The following is a 14420-nucleotide window of genomic DNA, read 5'->3' as shown; positions in this document are numbered from 1 at the left end:
GATGTATAGCGATTTGATTTTTTCATAGTTCCAGTTTCTCAAGTTATTGAGTCTCTGGCAAACACGGGGCGATTCACATGGCAATTAAGCGCTTACTACGTTCAAAGTAGCCTTTAGTATCTAAAAACTGCCTAACCGTTTGAGTGTTCTCATCTTCGCCTTCTAAGTGAATACCAAATGTTTTTGTCTGAGCGCCGTCATTGTCTGAAGAGGGGAGTTTTTTCTCTATTTGCTCACTCAACTTTTCTATGGCTTGCTCTTGTTCAGCGGGGGATTTATTTGCGAGCGATTGGCTATTTTCAAAGCTATTTACTATATCGTTTAATACTTTTTCAGGCGGTTTTTCATCAATAAATGCAATCAGACTTACAAACACTACCGTCGCTAAAAAAAAGCGGGTTAATGCAGTTAGAAGTGGTGAGTAGCTTTGGCTAATAAACTTTATGCGATCAGATCCAAATGGCTTGATTAGTAATAACACTATGATGTAAAAAGGCAAAATAAGTTGTAAGCCGAGCAGTGTTGCCAAAGTTATTCCTAGTGTCCAAGGCGGTAAATATAATAAAGTGGCAAAGTTATGAGTGTAATTAAAGTGATTAGCTGATACCTGAGTGACTTCATTTACAATGCCACTAGCACTTGCTAAAACAAAGTTAGCAATACTGGCATAAAATACCAAAATAAGTGCTTTACCGGCGAGTGAATTCCATAGTTGATTAAACTTAGGCCAAAATTCTACGATCAGTGCAACAATGGTGATGCTGGCGCACAACCAGGTTAACTTAAAAATAGCTAAACTTATAAGTGCAAGAAGGTAAAGCTTTTGCGCGGTGTTAAGGTTAAACCATATGCTTTTTATATGGCTAAGCAGTTTAACTTGGTGTGGTTGCCAGCTTTTTTGCTGTTGCTTAAACTGCTTATTAGCACGCCATTTTGCAATTTTTAAATACCTTAACACCGACTTTCCTTATCTAAAGCGTATTACCGTTATTTATTTAATAACGGTTTTAAGTAGTGCCCAGTATGAGAGCGCTGGCATTCAGCCACTTCTTCTGGTGTACCTGCAATCAGTATTTCACCGCCGCCAGCACCACCTTCAGGGCCTAAATCAACGATCCAGTCGGCTGTTTTGATGACATCTAAATTGTGCTCAATCACTACAATGGTATTGCCATGATCGCGCAGACGATGCAGTACTACTAATAACTGCTCTATATCTGCAAAGTGCAGGCCTGTTGTTGGCTCATCTAATATGTATAGCGTTTTACCGGTATCACGCTTAGAAAGCTCACGTGCTAACTTAATTCGCTGTGCTTCACCACCAGAAAGTGTTGTAGCGGCTTGGCCTAAGCGGATATAAGAAAGTCCAACATCCATTAGGGTTTTAAGTTTGCGTGCTATAGCCGGTATTTTATCAAAGTAGTCATGGGCATCTTCAACGGTCATGTCGAGCACTTGGTTGATGTTTTTGCCTTTATATTGTACTTCTAAGGTTTCGCGATTATAACGTTTACCCTTACACACATCACACGGTACATAAACGTCAGGTAAGAAGTGCATTTCTACTTTAATAACGCCATCACCTTGGCATGCCTCACAACGCCCACCTTTAACATTAAAGCTAAAACGACCCACTTTGTAACCACGTGAACGGGCTTCTTGAGTACCCGCAAACAGCTCACGAATACCGGTGAAAATACCAGTGTAAGTGGCAGGGTTTGAACGCGGTGTGCGGCCAATAGGACTTTGGTCAATATCAATTACTTTATCAAAGTGCTCAAGTCCTGCAATTGACCCATAAGGAGCTGCTTCTGCAGTAGTTGCACCGTTGAGTTCAGTGTGGGCAAGTTTAAACAAGGTATCGTTAATGAGTGTAGATTTACCCGAGCCAGATACACCGGTAATACAGGTCATTAAGCCAAATGGTATTTTTAAATCAACATTTTTTAAGTTATTACCAGTAGCACCAAACAGCTCTAGCCATTTATCGTTAGTAGCATGGCGCTCTTTAGGCACTTCAATTTTACGTACGCCAGATAAAAATTGGCCGGTAACCGAGTCTTTGCTTGCTAAAATATCATCGCGTGTACCTTGAGCAATAACATGTCCGCCATGTACGCCAGCACCTGGGCCAATATCAATAATATGATCTGCCGCGCGAATGGCGTCTTCATCGTGTTCTACAACAATAACGGTGTTACCCAAATCGCGTAAATGAACTAAGGTTTTCAATAAACGGTCGTTATCACGTTGGTGCAAACCAATTGAAGGTTCATCCAGAACATACATAACACCCACTAACCCAGCACCAATTTGACTCGCTAAGCGAATACGCTGTGCCTCACCGCCTGAAAGTGTGTCGGCGCTACGCTCAAGTGATAAGTAATTTAAGCCTACATTTATTAAGAACGATAACCGGTCGCGAATTTCTTTTAGTATTTTCTCGGCGATTTGGCCTTTTTGCCCAGTCAGATGCAAGCCTTCAAAAAAGCTCATCGCCTCACCAATACTCATATGCGTAATGGTTGGCAAGTTAGTTTGACCAATAAATACATTGCGTGCTTCTTGGCGCAAACGTGAGCCTTTACAACTAGGGCATGCTTGGCTGGTTTGATACTTAGCTAGCTCTTCACGCACAGAGTTTGATTCAGTTTCGCGGTAGCGGCGGTTCATATTGTTTAACACGCCCTCAAATACATGATTACGTGTAATTAAATCACCACGGTCATTACGATAATTAAATGCAATTTTAGTATCACCAGAGCCATCTAAAATAATTTTTTTATGTTCTTTTGCAAGCTCTTGATAAGGTACATCTAAATCAAACTCGTAATGCTGTGCAACTGCTTGCAACATTTGATAATAGTAAAAGCTGCGTTTATCCCAGCCTTTAATTGCACCGCCAGCTAAACTTATTTCAGGGTTATGAACCACGCGATTAGGGTCAAAGTATTGCCTTACACCTAAACCGTCACAGCTTTGACAAGCCCCGGCTGGGTTGTTGAACGAAAATAGACGCGGTTCAAGCTCTGTCATCGCATAGCCACAGGTTGGACAGGCAAAATTTGCTGAAAACAGCATTTCTTCAGCATTGCTATCGTCCATAAACGCAATGTTGGCAACGCCGCCTGACATTTCAAGTGCTGTTTCGAATGATTCCGCGAGACGTTGTTGCTGGCCGTCTTTGACTTTAAAGCGATCAACCACGACTTCAATTGTGTGCTTTTTATGTAGATCTAGTGGTGGTGGATCAGATAGGTCGCACACTTCGCCATCAATACGTGCGCGAATGTAGCCTTGGCTTGCAAGCTGCTCTAATAGCTTTACATGTTCGCCTTTACGGTCTTTAACAACAGGCGCCAAGAGCATTAACTTTGTGCCTTCAGGCAGCGCCAGTGCGGTATCGACCATTTGGCTGATTGTTTGCGCCGCGAGCGGTAAATCATGAGTCGGGCAGCGAGGCTCACCGACTCGTGCAAACATCAAGCGTAAATAATCGTAGATTTCAGTAATAGTTCCCACGGTTGAACGTGGGTTATGCGAGGTTGATTTTTGTTCTATGGAAATAGCAGGAGAAAGGCCTTCAATATGATCTACATCGGGCTTTTCCATTAATGACAAAAACTGCCTTGCATAAGCAGAGAGTGACTCAACATACCGGCGTTGCCCTTCTGCATACAGCGTATCAAATGCAAGTGATGACTTTCCTGAACCAGATAAGCCAGTAATAACAATTAGTTTATCACGTGGGATGGTTAGGCTGATGTCTTTTAAATTGTGCGTGCGGGCGCCTCGGACTTCAATGTTTTCCATGCTATCTCGTTTATTGCCAAAATTATTTGTTCAGTATCGCATAATACGCTGCAATATTAATCCTTGATCATCGAAAAAATCCTTAGTTATAGACGATTAATTATTGCCAAGCTTGTGATAGAATCCTTGCCTAATTTTTTAACACAGTAAGATCACGCAAATAATGACCGCATCTTCACTTAATTCACGAGAAAAACGCGCCGCCGTATCGTTAGCGAGTGTGTTTGCATTTAGAATGCTCGGCTTGTTTATGCTGATGCCTGTTTTAGCTATTTATGGTCAAGAGCTTGAAGGCTTTTCACCTATCTGGATTGGTTTTGCAATTGGTGCGTATGGTTTAACTCAGGCCGTATTACAAATCCCAATGGGGAGACTTTCCGATAAAATAGGTCGTAAAAAAGTCATAGTCGGTGGTTTGGCGGTGTTTGCTTTAGGTTCGGTAATTGCCGCTTTGGCAGAGTCTATTCAAATGGTGACGGTAGGGCGTGCGTTACAAGGCATGGGAGCTATAGCCAGCGCATTATTAGCGTTTGCATCAGATTTAAGCCGAGATGAACAGCGCCCCAAAGTCATGGCGGTGATTGGCATGAGCATCGGCATGAGTTTTGCGATTGCGATGTTATTAGGGCCGATAGTGGCAGCTTCGTGGGGCATTACAGGCGTATTTTGGCTAACGGCTATTTTGGCTGTGTGTGGTATTTTTATAGTCACTATGCTCGTTCCCAGTGCAATAAATAAAGCCCCTAAAGGCGATACACTTGCCAGCTTTAGTGACATTAAAAAGCTAATTAAACATCCGCAGCTTGCGCGTCTAAATGCAGGTGTATTATTGCTGCATTTAACATTGACGACTATTTTTGTAGTATTGCCAAGTCAACTAATTAAAGATGGACTTGTGGCTGAAAACCATTGGCAGCTTTATATCCCGGTTTTATTTTTAGCGTTTTTTTTGATGGTGCCAGTAATGATAGTGGCAATTAAAAAAGAGAAAGAAAAACAAGCCTTTATTGGTTCTGTTATGGTTTTAATAGTCAGCATGTTAAGTATGTCTATGTGGGCAAACAGCGTTGTTGGCATTGCGGTTTGTATGCTGTTATATTTTGTTGCTTTTAACTTTTTAGAAGCCACTATGCCGGCTCTTGTGTCTCGCATTGCGCCTGCAAGCCAAAAGGGCTCAGCCATGGGTGGGTATTCATCTAGCCAGTTCTTAGGTGCTTTTTTAGGCGGTATGTTAGGTGGGTATGTAGCACAAACCACCAGTACGCAAGCTGTGTTTGCGGCGGCGGCACTTGTTGGGGTAATATGGCTTATTATTGCGTGGAAAATGCAAGTCCCACCGAAAAGCAAAGTTATTAGTTTAATGACCCAATTAGATTCTGAAGAGCAGGCACAAACACTAGCTTCTCAGTTAGTTGCTTTACCCGGCGTAATAGAAGCAACCGTAGTTCGCGATGAAAGTCGTAGCTACTTAAAGATTAATGATAAAGAATTTGACCTAGACCAAGCCCGAAGAGTGGCTGGTTTAATCTAACGTTTATAGGAGATGGTTCCATGGCACGCGGTGTGAACAAAGTAATTTTGGTTGGTAATTTAGGGCAAGATCCTGAAGTTCGTTACATGCCTAATGGTAATGGCGTAGCAAATATTACCTTAGCAACTTCAGACAGCTATAAAGATAAAAACACTGGCCAAATGGTTGATAAAACTGAGTGGCACCGTGTGGTATTTTTTGGCAAATTAGCTGAAATTGTAGGCGAATACTGCCGCAAGGGATCACAAATTTACGTAGAAGGTAAACTTCAAACCCGTAAATGGACTGATCAACAAGGCCAAGAAAAATACACCACTGAAATCGTTGTTGATGGCTTTACGGGTCAAATGCAAATGTTAGGTGCACGCGGTGGCGATCAACAAAGTGGTGGCTATCAAGGTAACCAAGGTGGTCAACAAAGTAGTGGCTATCAAGGCAACCAAGGCGGGCAACAAAGCGGTGGTTATGGTCAAAATAACCAAGGCCAAAATAGCCAGCAAGGCAGTTATGCTCCACAGCAGCAATCTGCACCTGCTCAGCAGCCAGCACCGCAGCAAAACAACCAATACCAGCCACAGCAGCAAGGTGGTTTTGCACCACAACAAAATAGTGCACCACAACAGCAAGGCGGGTTTGCACCTAAGCCACAAAATGCACCGCAAGGTGGCGCATCAAACCCTATGGAACCAACAATCGACTTTGATGACGATATCCCGTTCTGATCTAAGACAAAAAAATGTTGAAAATTTTCTAGAAAGCCGCTATTAGGCGGCTTTTTTTATTAAAAAAATGACCGTATTCCATTTCTACAGTTTTTAAATCTGAATAAACACTTCCTAAAGTAAACATATGAATGTGAAAAAAAGCACTGTGATATTGGTGTTTTTATTTTTTAAGCCAAGCCCTCCTTTGTTCAAACTAATATATAAATAATGACTGCTGTTTAGTTAACTAATTGAAGGCTAAATATAATGTTTATAAACATTAAGTACTAACTTTTAAACCTTCGCTAAACTTTTATTATTGGCTTGTACAATTGCAAATAGTAGACAACACTTTAATAACTTATTTGATGTGCCGGTGGGTTATGAAAGCCAGTAAATTTCACTTTACCAATTATTCAAATGCTTTGTTTTATGCTCTGTGTATCGCCTTGCTAGTGATTATTAATAGCGGTTTAAGTTTGGTTTTACAGCATCAAAACGAGCAAGTTGGTTTAAAGCTAGCGAAGCAATTGCAACAGCCATTGGCCAATGAAAAACAACTTATTGCAAATACGCCTTTTACGCTCGCCCCTAATAAAAACTCTATTTATATAGAAAAACAAAAACATTATTTTAGCGCTAACTCAAAAGGAATTTTGCTCTACTCATGGCCAGTTTGGTATAGCTATAGCTATTTGTTTTTAATAATAAACGCGGTTCTTTTGCTCGCTATGCTTTGTATTCGACGTTTTAAAAAGCCTAAAACAATAAAAAACAGCACAATGACCTCTAAACGTCAGCAGCACTTTAATAATAAGAAAGTACGTTATGCACCCAAAGTGAGTTCTTTACAGCTCGCTCCAATAGCGACAACTAATGTGCAGGAAGCAATTAAATATAATGTATTTGCACTTGTTCAGTGTGAATGCCATTTTGATGCAAACACTGACTTACAAGCGACTCTTAAAGTCTTATTGGCAAAAGACTTTATTAATACGACTGAAATATCGGTTAAGTTATTAACTGCAGGCAATTTCGCTTTTACTCTCAAAGGGATTGATGCAATTGATAAACTCAATTGCGCTAAATATTTACATCAATGCATTGTAAGTGCCGCTCATGTATTGGCGCCAAGAACTGCACAGAGGCATGTAAAAGTAGGTTTATGTACTTATTATTCAGAGGCTGATCAGGTTATGGTGTATCAGTTGGCAAAGTCGGCACTTACTCTTTCGCAGCAAAATCGAGTTAAGCATTATCACCAATTAGCGTTAAATTATGGTCATGTCCAACAGCTCGATAGACACTCAATACCACAACGAATTAAAAAGCAAAAATTGGCTATTTTATTTCAACCAGTATACGAGCTCGATAGCGGCGCTATTATTAAGCATTACGTATCAATTAAAAGTAATGACAGGGGAAATAAACAATTACTTAATCAAGAAAGTATCAGTCAATTTTATAACGAAGGTGAGGCGCTATTGCACGATCAAGCGGTAGTTATGCAAGTAAAAAAACTATTGCTTATAGATAAATCATCGTCAGTTATTAGTATTAAGTTACATCCTAAAAACTGGTTTAATAACGAGTTTTGGAGCTGGTTAACTGCTTATATCAATGACTTAAAAAACCAACATACACTGCAATTTTCTATAAATGAATCAGAATTCTTAAATAATCAATTACGTTTGCAAGGCGCTTTTGCAGCAATAGCGGCACTAAACTGCAATATTGTAATTGATGATGTGAGAAGCAGTAAAAATATTTTTAAGTTTACGCTTAATAAACAAATATCAGGGCTTAACTTAGCTTCTGAACTTGTCCATGGGATAGAGCGCAGTAATTCACAACAAAAATACGTTAGGGGAATTGTGCATATAAGTAGATTATTGAGCTTGTCAGTATTTGCACTTGATGTAGAGACGCCTCAGGAGCTACAACTTTTAAAAGTAATAGGCATTAGCGGCGCGCAAGGAGGATATTTTTCTAAATTTCTTCCCAATTATACTCAAGTCGCATTTCACTAATGCTAAGCAATTAACAAGTTAAATATACTCTACACTAATTTGCGATATTTTAGCCCTTCTAAACCTTGCAACCCACCAGTATGTATTGCAATAATTTTGCTGTTAGGGGCAAAGTAATCATTATTGATGAGCTGCCAAAGTGCGTACATCATTTTACCGCTGTAAATAGGCTCCAAGGGTAATTGATGTTGATGCTGCATGTGTTGGCAAAACTGCCATAAATCAGCTGTAAAACGACCATATCCACCACCGTGAAATTGCGTAAGTAGTTGCCAGTTATTTTGTGATTTTGCTTTAGGGCTAAGAGCGCGTATTTCGTCCCGCAGGTAGTCGGCTTGCTTTAAAACAGCAATCCCTAGTAGGTTGATTTTATTTGAGCTGCCCTCTATCAATCCAGCCAAGGTGCCGCCACTGCCAGTTGGACAGATTAAGTAGTCGTGCTCAGGTAAACTCTGGGCAAGCTCTTTACATCCCTCTATAGCAAACTCGTTAGTGCCTCCTTCAGGTAGAATGTATGCGTTTGGAAAGCGTGCCTGTAATGCGGCTAAATAGGCTTCATCATGTCGTTGTTTGTACTCTATACGATTGACTGCATATAACTGCATACCACATTGCTGTGCAAATTTTAGAGTAGGATTATTTAGATCAAGCTGTGGGCCGCGCACAATTGCGTGGGTTGTTAAGTTAAACTCTTTACCAGCAGCGGCGCACGCATGAATGTGATTTGAAAAAGCACCACCAAATGTAAGTAATTCAGATTTACCCAGTTGTTGCATACGAACTAAATTGTATTTGAGCTTTCGCCATTTATTACCGCTGATAAGTGGATGCAATAAATCATCGCGCTTAATAGTTAAAGTTATTTTTTTGTCTGTTAGTAATTCACTGGTAATTGTTTGTAAATAGCTATGTTCATTAATACTGAATGGTATTGGCATTATCACTCTTTTTCATTAGTTACATGATGAATGTGCTGTGTAATAGCGTTATTTTGACTCAGTTTTTATTACTTAAGCAAACTAAAAAATATGAATACGCGGCTAAATTGGCATCTTAATAGCGTAAAATGCAGATAAATCTCGGTGTTGTTAAATAAATTAGCTATTTAGTACAAATGAAACGGTTATTTACTGGCATGAAACGGGATAATAGTTGTAAACTGAGATAATAAATGAACAAAGCTTGTGTTTTGTGCTTCAAGTACATAGCATAAGGTTTTATTATAAAAAATAATAATAACCAAATAATTGCCGCTTTTTTGGGACTGGAATATATGCGAATTGCTCCTTTATCTCTGTTAATTTCTGCTAGCTTTTTTGCAAGCACAGTATTTGCACAAGATACAACTACTGTAAACAGAATTGAATCAGAGATTAATACGAAACAAACAGAATACACTCGTTCAACGACGATGCTCGACAAATATTTAAAAGAAGAGAATCAACTTCAAACACAACTTGAATTGCTCAGAACGCGTTCCACACAGCTTGATAAAGAAAAAAACCAAGCGTTGGATGCGATGAATGATATGTATCGACGTTTAATTGATAATCCATCGCTAGACATTACCTCTGCACAGTCGCGTTATCAAAAAGCCGTTGTTGATCAAGAACAAAATAAAAATGATATTTCTATGCAATTGGCGGCAATTGCATCCCATCTAAAAGATATTGAGCAAATTCGCGCTGATAAACATGCACTTCAAAACACTATTGAAAGCTTAAAAGTGCAATATACCACGGCGCGTGTAGAGCGATTACGCAATGAGTTTACCCGAGAGGGTACGCTTGAAGTTGACCATACCATTAACTGTAAGCGCACTGAAACACTGGCGGCATGTGAGCAGAGCGGTCAGCAAATAGGGCTGAAAAAGGCAACTAAACGTTTTTTAGATCAAATATTTGAAAATCTTACAGAAAAACGTCTTGTTGAACCTAAGCGAGACATGGCAGGGGCACAAGTACAAATTTTAAGTAGTCACGTGATTAAGAGCGCATTTAGCGGGCAAGGTGATTACAACGTCAATTTAAGCGTTACTATGCGCGGAGATGTAAACAGCAGTCGTTTATGTCACTTACTTAGTGTGAATAATAGTTTTTGTTTAGAGTATGGTACCCCGCTGGCAAATACTTATCAGCCAGCTTATAGCACTACTTTCTCTGATAGTCAGTTAACATTCAGCGATAATGGGGATAATAAAGCCGCTGCCGTTGTCGCTAAAACAGTTAATAAAAAGCCTAAAGTGGTCGCTGAGAACAAGAAAGATCAATTAGTTCAGTTAACCTTACGCTCTAATGTACACGGCGATGAAGTATTTATTAATGATATTCGAGTAGGTTCTACTCGTTTGGTGACGAACTTACCACGTGGTTTGCATAAATTAGAAATACGCAAAGAGGGTTACATCCCTTATAAAGCGCGAATTGACTTAAAGAAAACGCGAACGCTTTTTGCTCAGTTGGAAAAAAAGTCAGAGTCGATTGCTGCACCGACTAAAAAGCGAGAGCAAATAATACAAGCAGATTGCCCAAAAGGAATGGAAGTTGATACACGCCCACCTATGGTGGACCCATCAGCAGTGATGATCCCCGTTGGCAAATTTAAAATGGGTGATATAAACGGCAATGGGCTTGAAAATGAACGCCCCGTGGTTGAAAAAACGATTAGTGAATCTTTTGCTATGCAGAGCAAAGAAGTGACTGTTGGCGCATTTGAAGCGTTTGTAAACGAAACGCAATATAAAACCGAAGCTGAAAAAGGCAAAGGTTGCGCATATTACCTCAACGGTGAACCTGTTTGGGAAGCAAGCTTAAATTGGCGTGCTCCAGGATTTGAGCAAACCAATGAGTTTCCTGCTGTGTGTTTGACAAAAAATGATGCTATTGCTTACGCTGAATGGTTTTCTGATAAAACAGCGCAAACGTATCGTTTACCTACTGAGGTTGAGTGGGAATATGCGGCGCGTGCAGGCACTGAGACAGAGTACCCATGGGGTAACGAAATTGGTAAAAACCTAGCTAACTGTGGTTGGTGTGGTAGCGAGTGGTCTAATAAACGCACGGCTCCGGTAGGGTCTTTTTCTGCAAATGCATTTGGCTTATACGATACTGTAGGCAATGTATGGGAATGGACTAGTAGCACAGGGAATAAAAAAGATGCCGTTGTTCGCGGAGGTGCATGGAATTTTGCCCCTAGCCTTGCTCGTGCATCAACGCGTTTAATTTTAGCACCAGATTTTAGAGCTAATTATATTGGCTTTCGCTTAATGAGCGAACGATAATATTTAATGGGGAAGCGGTGCTTCCTCTTTTTAATGATTACAAAGACGGCTGCGCTTTACATTGCTCATTGTGTTGAGAATGTTAAAGTAAGCGCAACTACAATAAGAACGAATTTCAAAGGTCATCCAGCCTCATGTTTAAAAAACTCCGTGGTATTTTTTCAAACGATCTATCGATCGATTTAGGTACAGCCAACACACTAATTTATGTAAAAGAAGAAGGTATTGTATTAAACGAACCTTCAGTTGTTGCTATTCGTCAAGAGCGTGCTGGTGGACCTAAAAGTGTTGCATCTGTAGGTACAGAAGCTAAGCAAATGTTGGGCCGTACGCCTGGTAATATTAAAGCTATACGTCCAATGAAAGACGGTGTGATTGCTGATTTTTATGTTACTGAAAAAATGTTACAGCACTTCATCAAACAAGTGCACAATAATAATTTTATGCGCCCAAGCCCACGCGTGCTTATTTGTGTTCCTTGTGGAGCTACTCAAGTTGAAAAGCGTGCAATTCGTGAATCAGCAATGGGTGCAGGTGCTCGCGAAGTCTACTTAATCGAAGAGCCAATGGCAGCTGCAATTGGTGCCGGTTTACCGGTGTCTGAAGCAACGGGTTCTATGGTGGTTGATATTGGTGGCGGTACAACAGAAGTCGCTATTATTTCACTTAATGGTGTTGTGTATTCATCTTCAGTACGCATTGGTGGTGATAAGTTCGATGAAGCCATTATTAACTATGTGCGTCGTAACTTTGGTAGCTTAATCGGTGAAGCCACCGCTGAGAATATTAAACACCAAATTGGATCGGCATTTAAAACAGACGAGCCAGTAGAGATAGAAGTGCGTGGTCGTAACCTTGCAGAAGGCGTACCTCGTTCGTTTACGCTTAACTCGCATGAAATCTTAGAAGCATTACAAGAGCCACTAATGGGGATTGTAAGCGCTGTCATGGTGGCGCTTGAGCAGTCTCCACCTGAGCTGGCATCTGATATTTCAGCGCATGGTATGGTGTTAACTGGCGGCGGCGCATTACTTAAGGATTTAGATCGCCTGCTAATGGAAGAAACGGGCATTCCAGTGGTTGTTGCTGATGATCCACTTACGTGTGTTGCACGTGGCGGCGGCAAGGCCCTTGAAATGATTGATGTGCACGGTGGTGACGTTTTTAGTTACGATTAATGAAATCAATGTTTGAAAAAACGGTTTCTTTGCAACTGCGACTTTTTGTCGCAGTGCTTTTGAGTATCGTATTGATCCTTGGAGACAAGTACACGCAAGGTGGCGAGAACATTCGTACTAGTTTGAATACGTTGGTCAGTCCACTTATTTATGTTGCTAACCTACCTTACGAAGTATTTAGCTTTAGCGCCAAAAGTTTGCATACCCGTGAGCAGTTACTAACCGAAAACGAAGCACTCAAAAAGAAGCAAGTATTGCAAAGTGAGCAAATCCAGCAGTATGAGTTTTTAGCAAAAGAGAATCAAAAACTTCGTGCATTACTTGGCTCTTCCTCTAAACACACCAATCGTAAAATTATTGCTCAAGTACTTTCTGTTCATTCAAATCCTTATAGTCACCAAGTGGTGATAAATCGGGGAACCACCGATGGTTTAAGCGAAAGCCAAGCGGTGATTGATGATATGGGGTTAGTCGGGCAGTTGACTAAAGTTGGTTCAACAACCTCGCGGGTGCTGTTAATTACAGATACCACCCATGCAACACCGGTGCGTATATTACGAAACGATGTGCGCACAGTGGTTGAAGGTATCGGTAAAATTAACGTGCTAAAGCTATCACATGTGCCGCATAGCTTAGATGTGCGTATTGGTGATGTGCTGGTGACCTCTGGCCTAGGAGGGACCTTTCCTGAAGGTTATCCGGTTGCGGTGATCACCGAAATAACTCGTGATGAAGGCCAACCTTTTGCGCAAGTATTTGCTGAGCCGATAGCTCAATTAGATCGAATTCGGTTATTAGTGGTGTTATGGCTAAATCAGCAGGAGTTGATGGGTGATGATTAACCGTCATATGCTCTTAATCGCATTAAGTATTTTCTTTGCATTAGTAATGGCGCTAATGCCGTTACCTTTTTCACTTGAACCATTTCGTCCTGATTGGGTGCTGTTGGTGCTTATGTACTGGTCTTTGGCTTTACCGCATCGATTAAATATAGGGACTGCTTGGGTTGTTGGGTTATTAATTGACTTAGCAACAGGCTCCTCATTGGGTGTTAATTCCTTAACTTATTCAGTGTGTATTTTTGTTACTGCAAGTAACTTCCAAAAAATTCGCAATTTTTCATTGTGGCAACAAAGCCTACTTATAGGCTTGTTCTTAACGCTTTACCACTTAATGCAGTTTTGGTTAAATCACTTTTTACTTGGCGTTTATTTTAGCCCACATTACTTATGGCCTGTATTAACAGGCATGTTGAGCTGGATATGGGTATTTTTATTACTTCGAAAATACCGTAGACATTTTAGGATCAGATAATGACTTGCGCAGTATATTTAGCCTCCGCGTCTCCCCGTCGTAAAGAGCTTCTAACCCAATTGGGTATTGAATTTTCACAGTTTAGTGTTGATGCCGATGAAAGTCAGCTTGCTAATGAACTCCCGCATGACTATGTAGAGCGTTTAGCGCGTTTAAAGGCGCAAATGGGCGTAGAGCAAGGTTATACTGACCGGCCTGTGCTAGGTAGTGATACTGTGGTGGTGATGGATAATCAATCCTTATGTAAGCCACGAGATAAAGACGATTTTACCCAAACCTTAAAGCGCTTATCAGGGAACACGCACCAAGTGTTAACTGCCATCGCTTTTGCGACACCAGATAAAGTACTCAGTTGTGTGGTCAGTACAGATGTCACCTTTAAAACACTCAGTGATGAAGAAATACATGCTTATTGGCAAACGGGCGAGCCTCAAGATAAAGCCGGTGGTTACGGTATCCAAGGGTTAGGTGGGCGCTTTGTAACGCATATTTCGGGTAGCTATTTTGCCGTTGTCGGCTTACCTTTATATGAGACAGAACAATTATTAAATACATTCTTAAGAGGGTAGC

11 protein-coding genes are annotated in these 14420 nt (G+C 40.7%); 8 read left to right on the top strand and 3 right to left on the bottom strand.

Annotated elements, in window-relative coordinates:
- Positions 1–73: 73 nt before the first annotated feature.
- Positions 74–958: a hypothetical protein gene (locus AAEY57_RS12300; protein ID WP_350607961.1), complete on the bottom strand. Its 885-nt coding sequence runs from the start codon at positions 956–958 to the stop codon at positions 74–76.
- A gap of 29 nt (positions 959–987) precedes the next feature.
- Positions 988–3813, bottom strand: a complete 2826-nt coding sequence (gene uvrA, locus AAEY57_RS12295) for an excinuclease ABC subunit UvrA (protein ID WP_193049498.1) — start codon at positions 3811–3813, stop codon at positions 988–990.
- A gap of 163 nt (positions 3814–3976) precedes the next feature.
- Between uvrA and AAEY57_RS12290 the strand changes: the two genes are divergently transcribed.
- The 3 genes from AAEY57_RS12290 to AAEY57_RS12280 all read left to right on the top strand — a co-directional run bounded on the left by AAEY57_RS12290 (position 3977) and on the right by AAEY57_RS12280 (position 8078).
- Complete coding sequence (locus AAEY57_RS12290; RefSeq protein ID WP_013463916.1) at positions 3977–5344, top strand: MFS transporter; 1368 nt, start codon at positions 3977–3979, stop codon at positions 5342–5344.
- Positions 5345–5364: 20 nt separating this feature from the next.
- Positions 5365–6066: a single-stranded DNA-binding protein gene (gene ssb, locus AAEY57_RS12285; RefSeq protein ID WP_024602151.1), complete on the top strand. Its 702-nt coding sequence runs from the start codon at positions 5365–5367 to the stop codon at positions 6064–6066.
- A 365-nt stretch (positions 6067–6431) separates the two neighbouring features.
- Positions 6432–8078, top strand: a complete 1647-nt coding sequence (locus AAEY57_RS12280; RefSeq protein ID WP_350607960.1) for an EAL domain-containing protein — start codon at positions 6432–6434, stop codon at positions 8076–8078.
- Positions 8079–8107: 29 nt separating this feature from the next.
- Here the strand turns inward: AAEY57_RS12280 and AAEY57_RS12275 are convergent, their stop codons facing one another.
- Complete coding sequence (locus tag AAEY57_RS12275; RefSeq protein ID WP_350607959.1) at positions 8108–9016, bottom strand: 1-aminocyclopropane-1-carboxylate deaminase/D-cysteine desulfhydrase; 909 nt, start codon at positions 9014–9016, stop codon at positions 8108–8110.
- A gap of 335 nt (positions 9017–9351) precedes the next feature.
- Here AAEY57_RS12275 and AAEY57_RS12270 point away from each other — a divergent pair, with 335 nt between their 5' ends.
- From AAEY57_RS12270 to AAEY57_RS12250, 5 genes are all read left to right on the top strand, one after another.
- Entirely contained in the window at positions 9352–11358 is a 2007-nt protein-coding gene (locus AAEY57_RS12270) for a formylglycine-generating enzyme family protein (RefSeq protein ID WP_028834499.1), read from the top strand.
- 134 nt (positions 11359–11492) lie between these two features.
- The gene (locus tag AAEY57_RS12265) at positions 11493–12536 is read left to right on the top strand and encodes a rod shape-determining protein (RefSeq protein WP_013463921.1); all 1044 of its coding nucleotides are present in this window, start codon (positions 11493–11495) and stop codon (positions 12534–12536) included.
- Entirely contained in the window at positions 12536–13378 is an 843-nt protein-coding gene (gene mreC / locus AAEY57_RS12260) for a rod shape-determining protein MreC (RefSeq protein ID WP_016900309.1), read from the top strand. The genes AAEY57_RS12265 and mreC overlap by 1 nt, the downstream gene beginning before the upstream one ends.
- Entirely contained in the window at positions 13371–13850 is a 480-nt protein-coding gene (gene mreD / locus AAEY57_RS12255) for a rod shape-determining protein MreD (protein ID WP_016900308.1), read from the top strand. Before mreC ends, mreD begins: the two co-directional genes overlap by 8 nt.
- The gene (locus AAEY57_RS12250) at positions 13850–14419 is read left to right on the top strand and encodes a Maf family protein (protein WP_288984801.1); all 570 of its coding nucleotides are present in this window, start codon (positions 13850–13852) and stop codon (positions 14417–14419) included. The genes mreD and AAEY57_RS12250 overlap by 1 nt, the downstream gene beginning before the upstream one ends.
- The last annotated feature ends 1 nt before the right edge of the window (position 14420 follow it).

This window comes from Pseudoalteromonas sp. MER144-MNA-CIBAN-0113 (genome assembly GCF_040308965.1).
Taxonomy (GTDB): domain Bacteria; phylum Pseudomonadota; class Gammaproteobacteria; order Enterobacterales; family Alteromonadaceae; genus Pseudoalteromonas; species Pseudoalteromonas tetraodonis.
The sequence above is the reverse complement of the archived record's forward strand: the minus strand, read 5'-3'. Positions and strand labels throughout refer to the sequence as shown.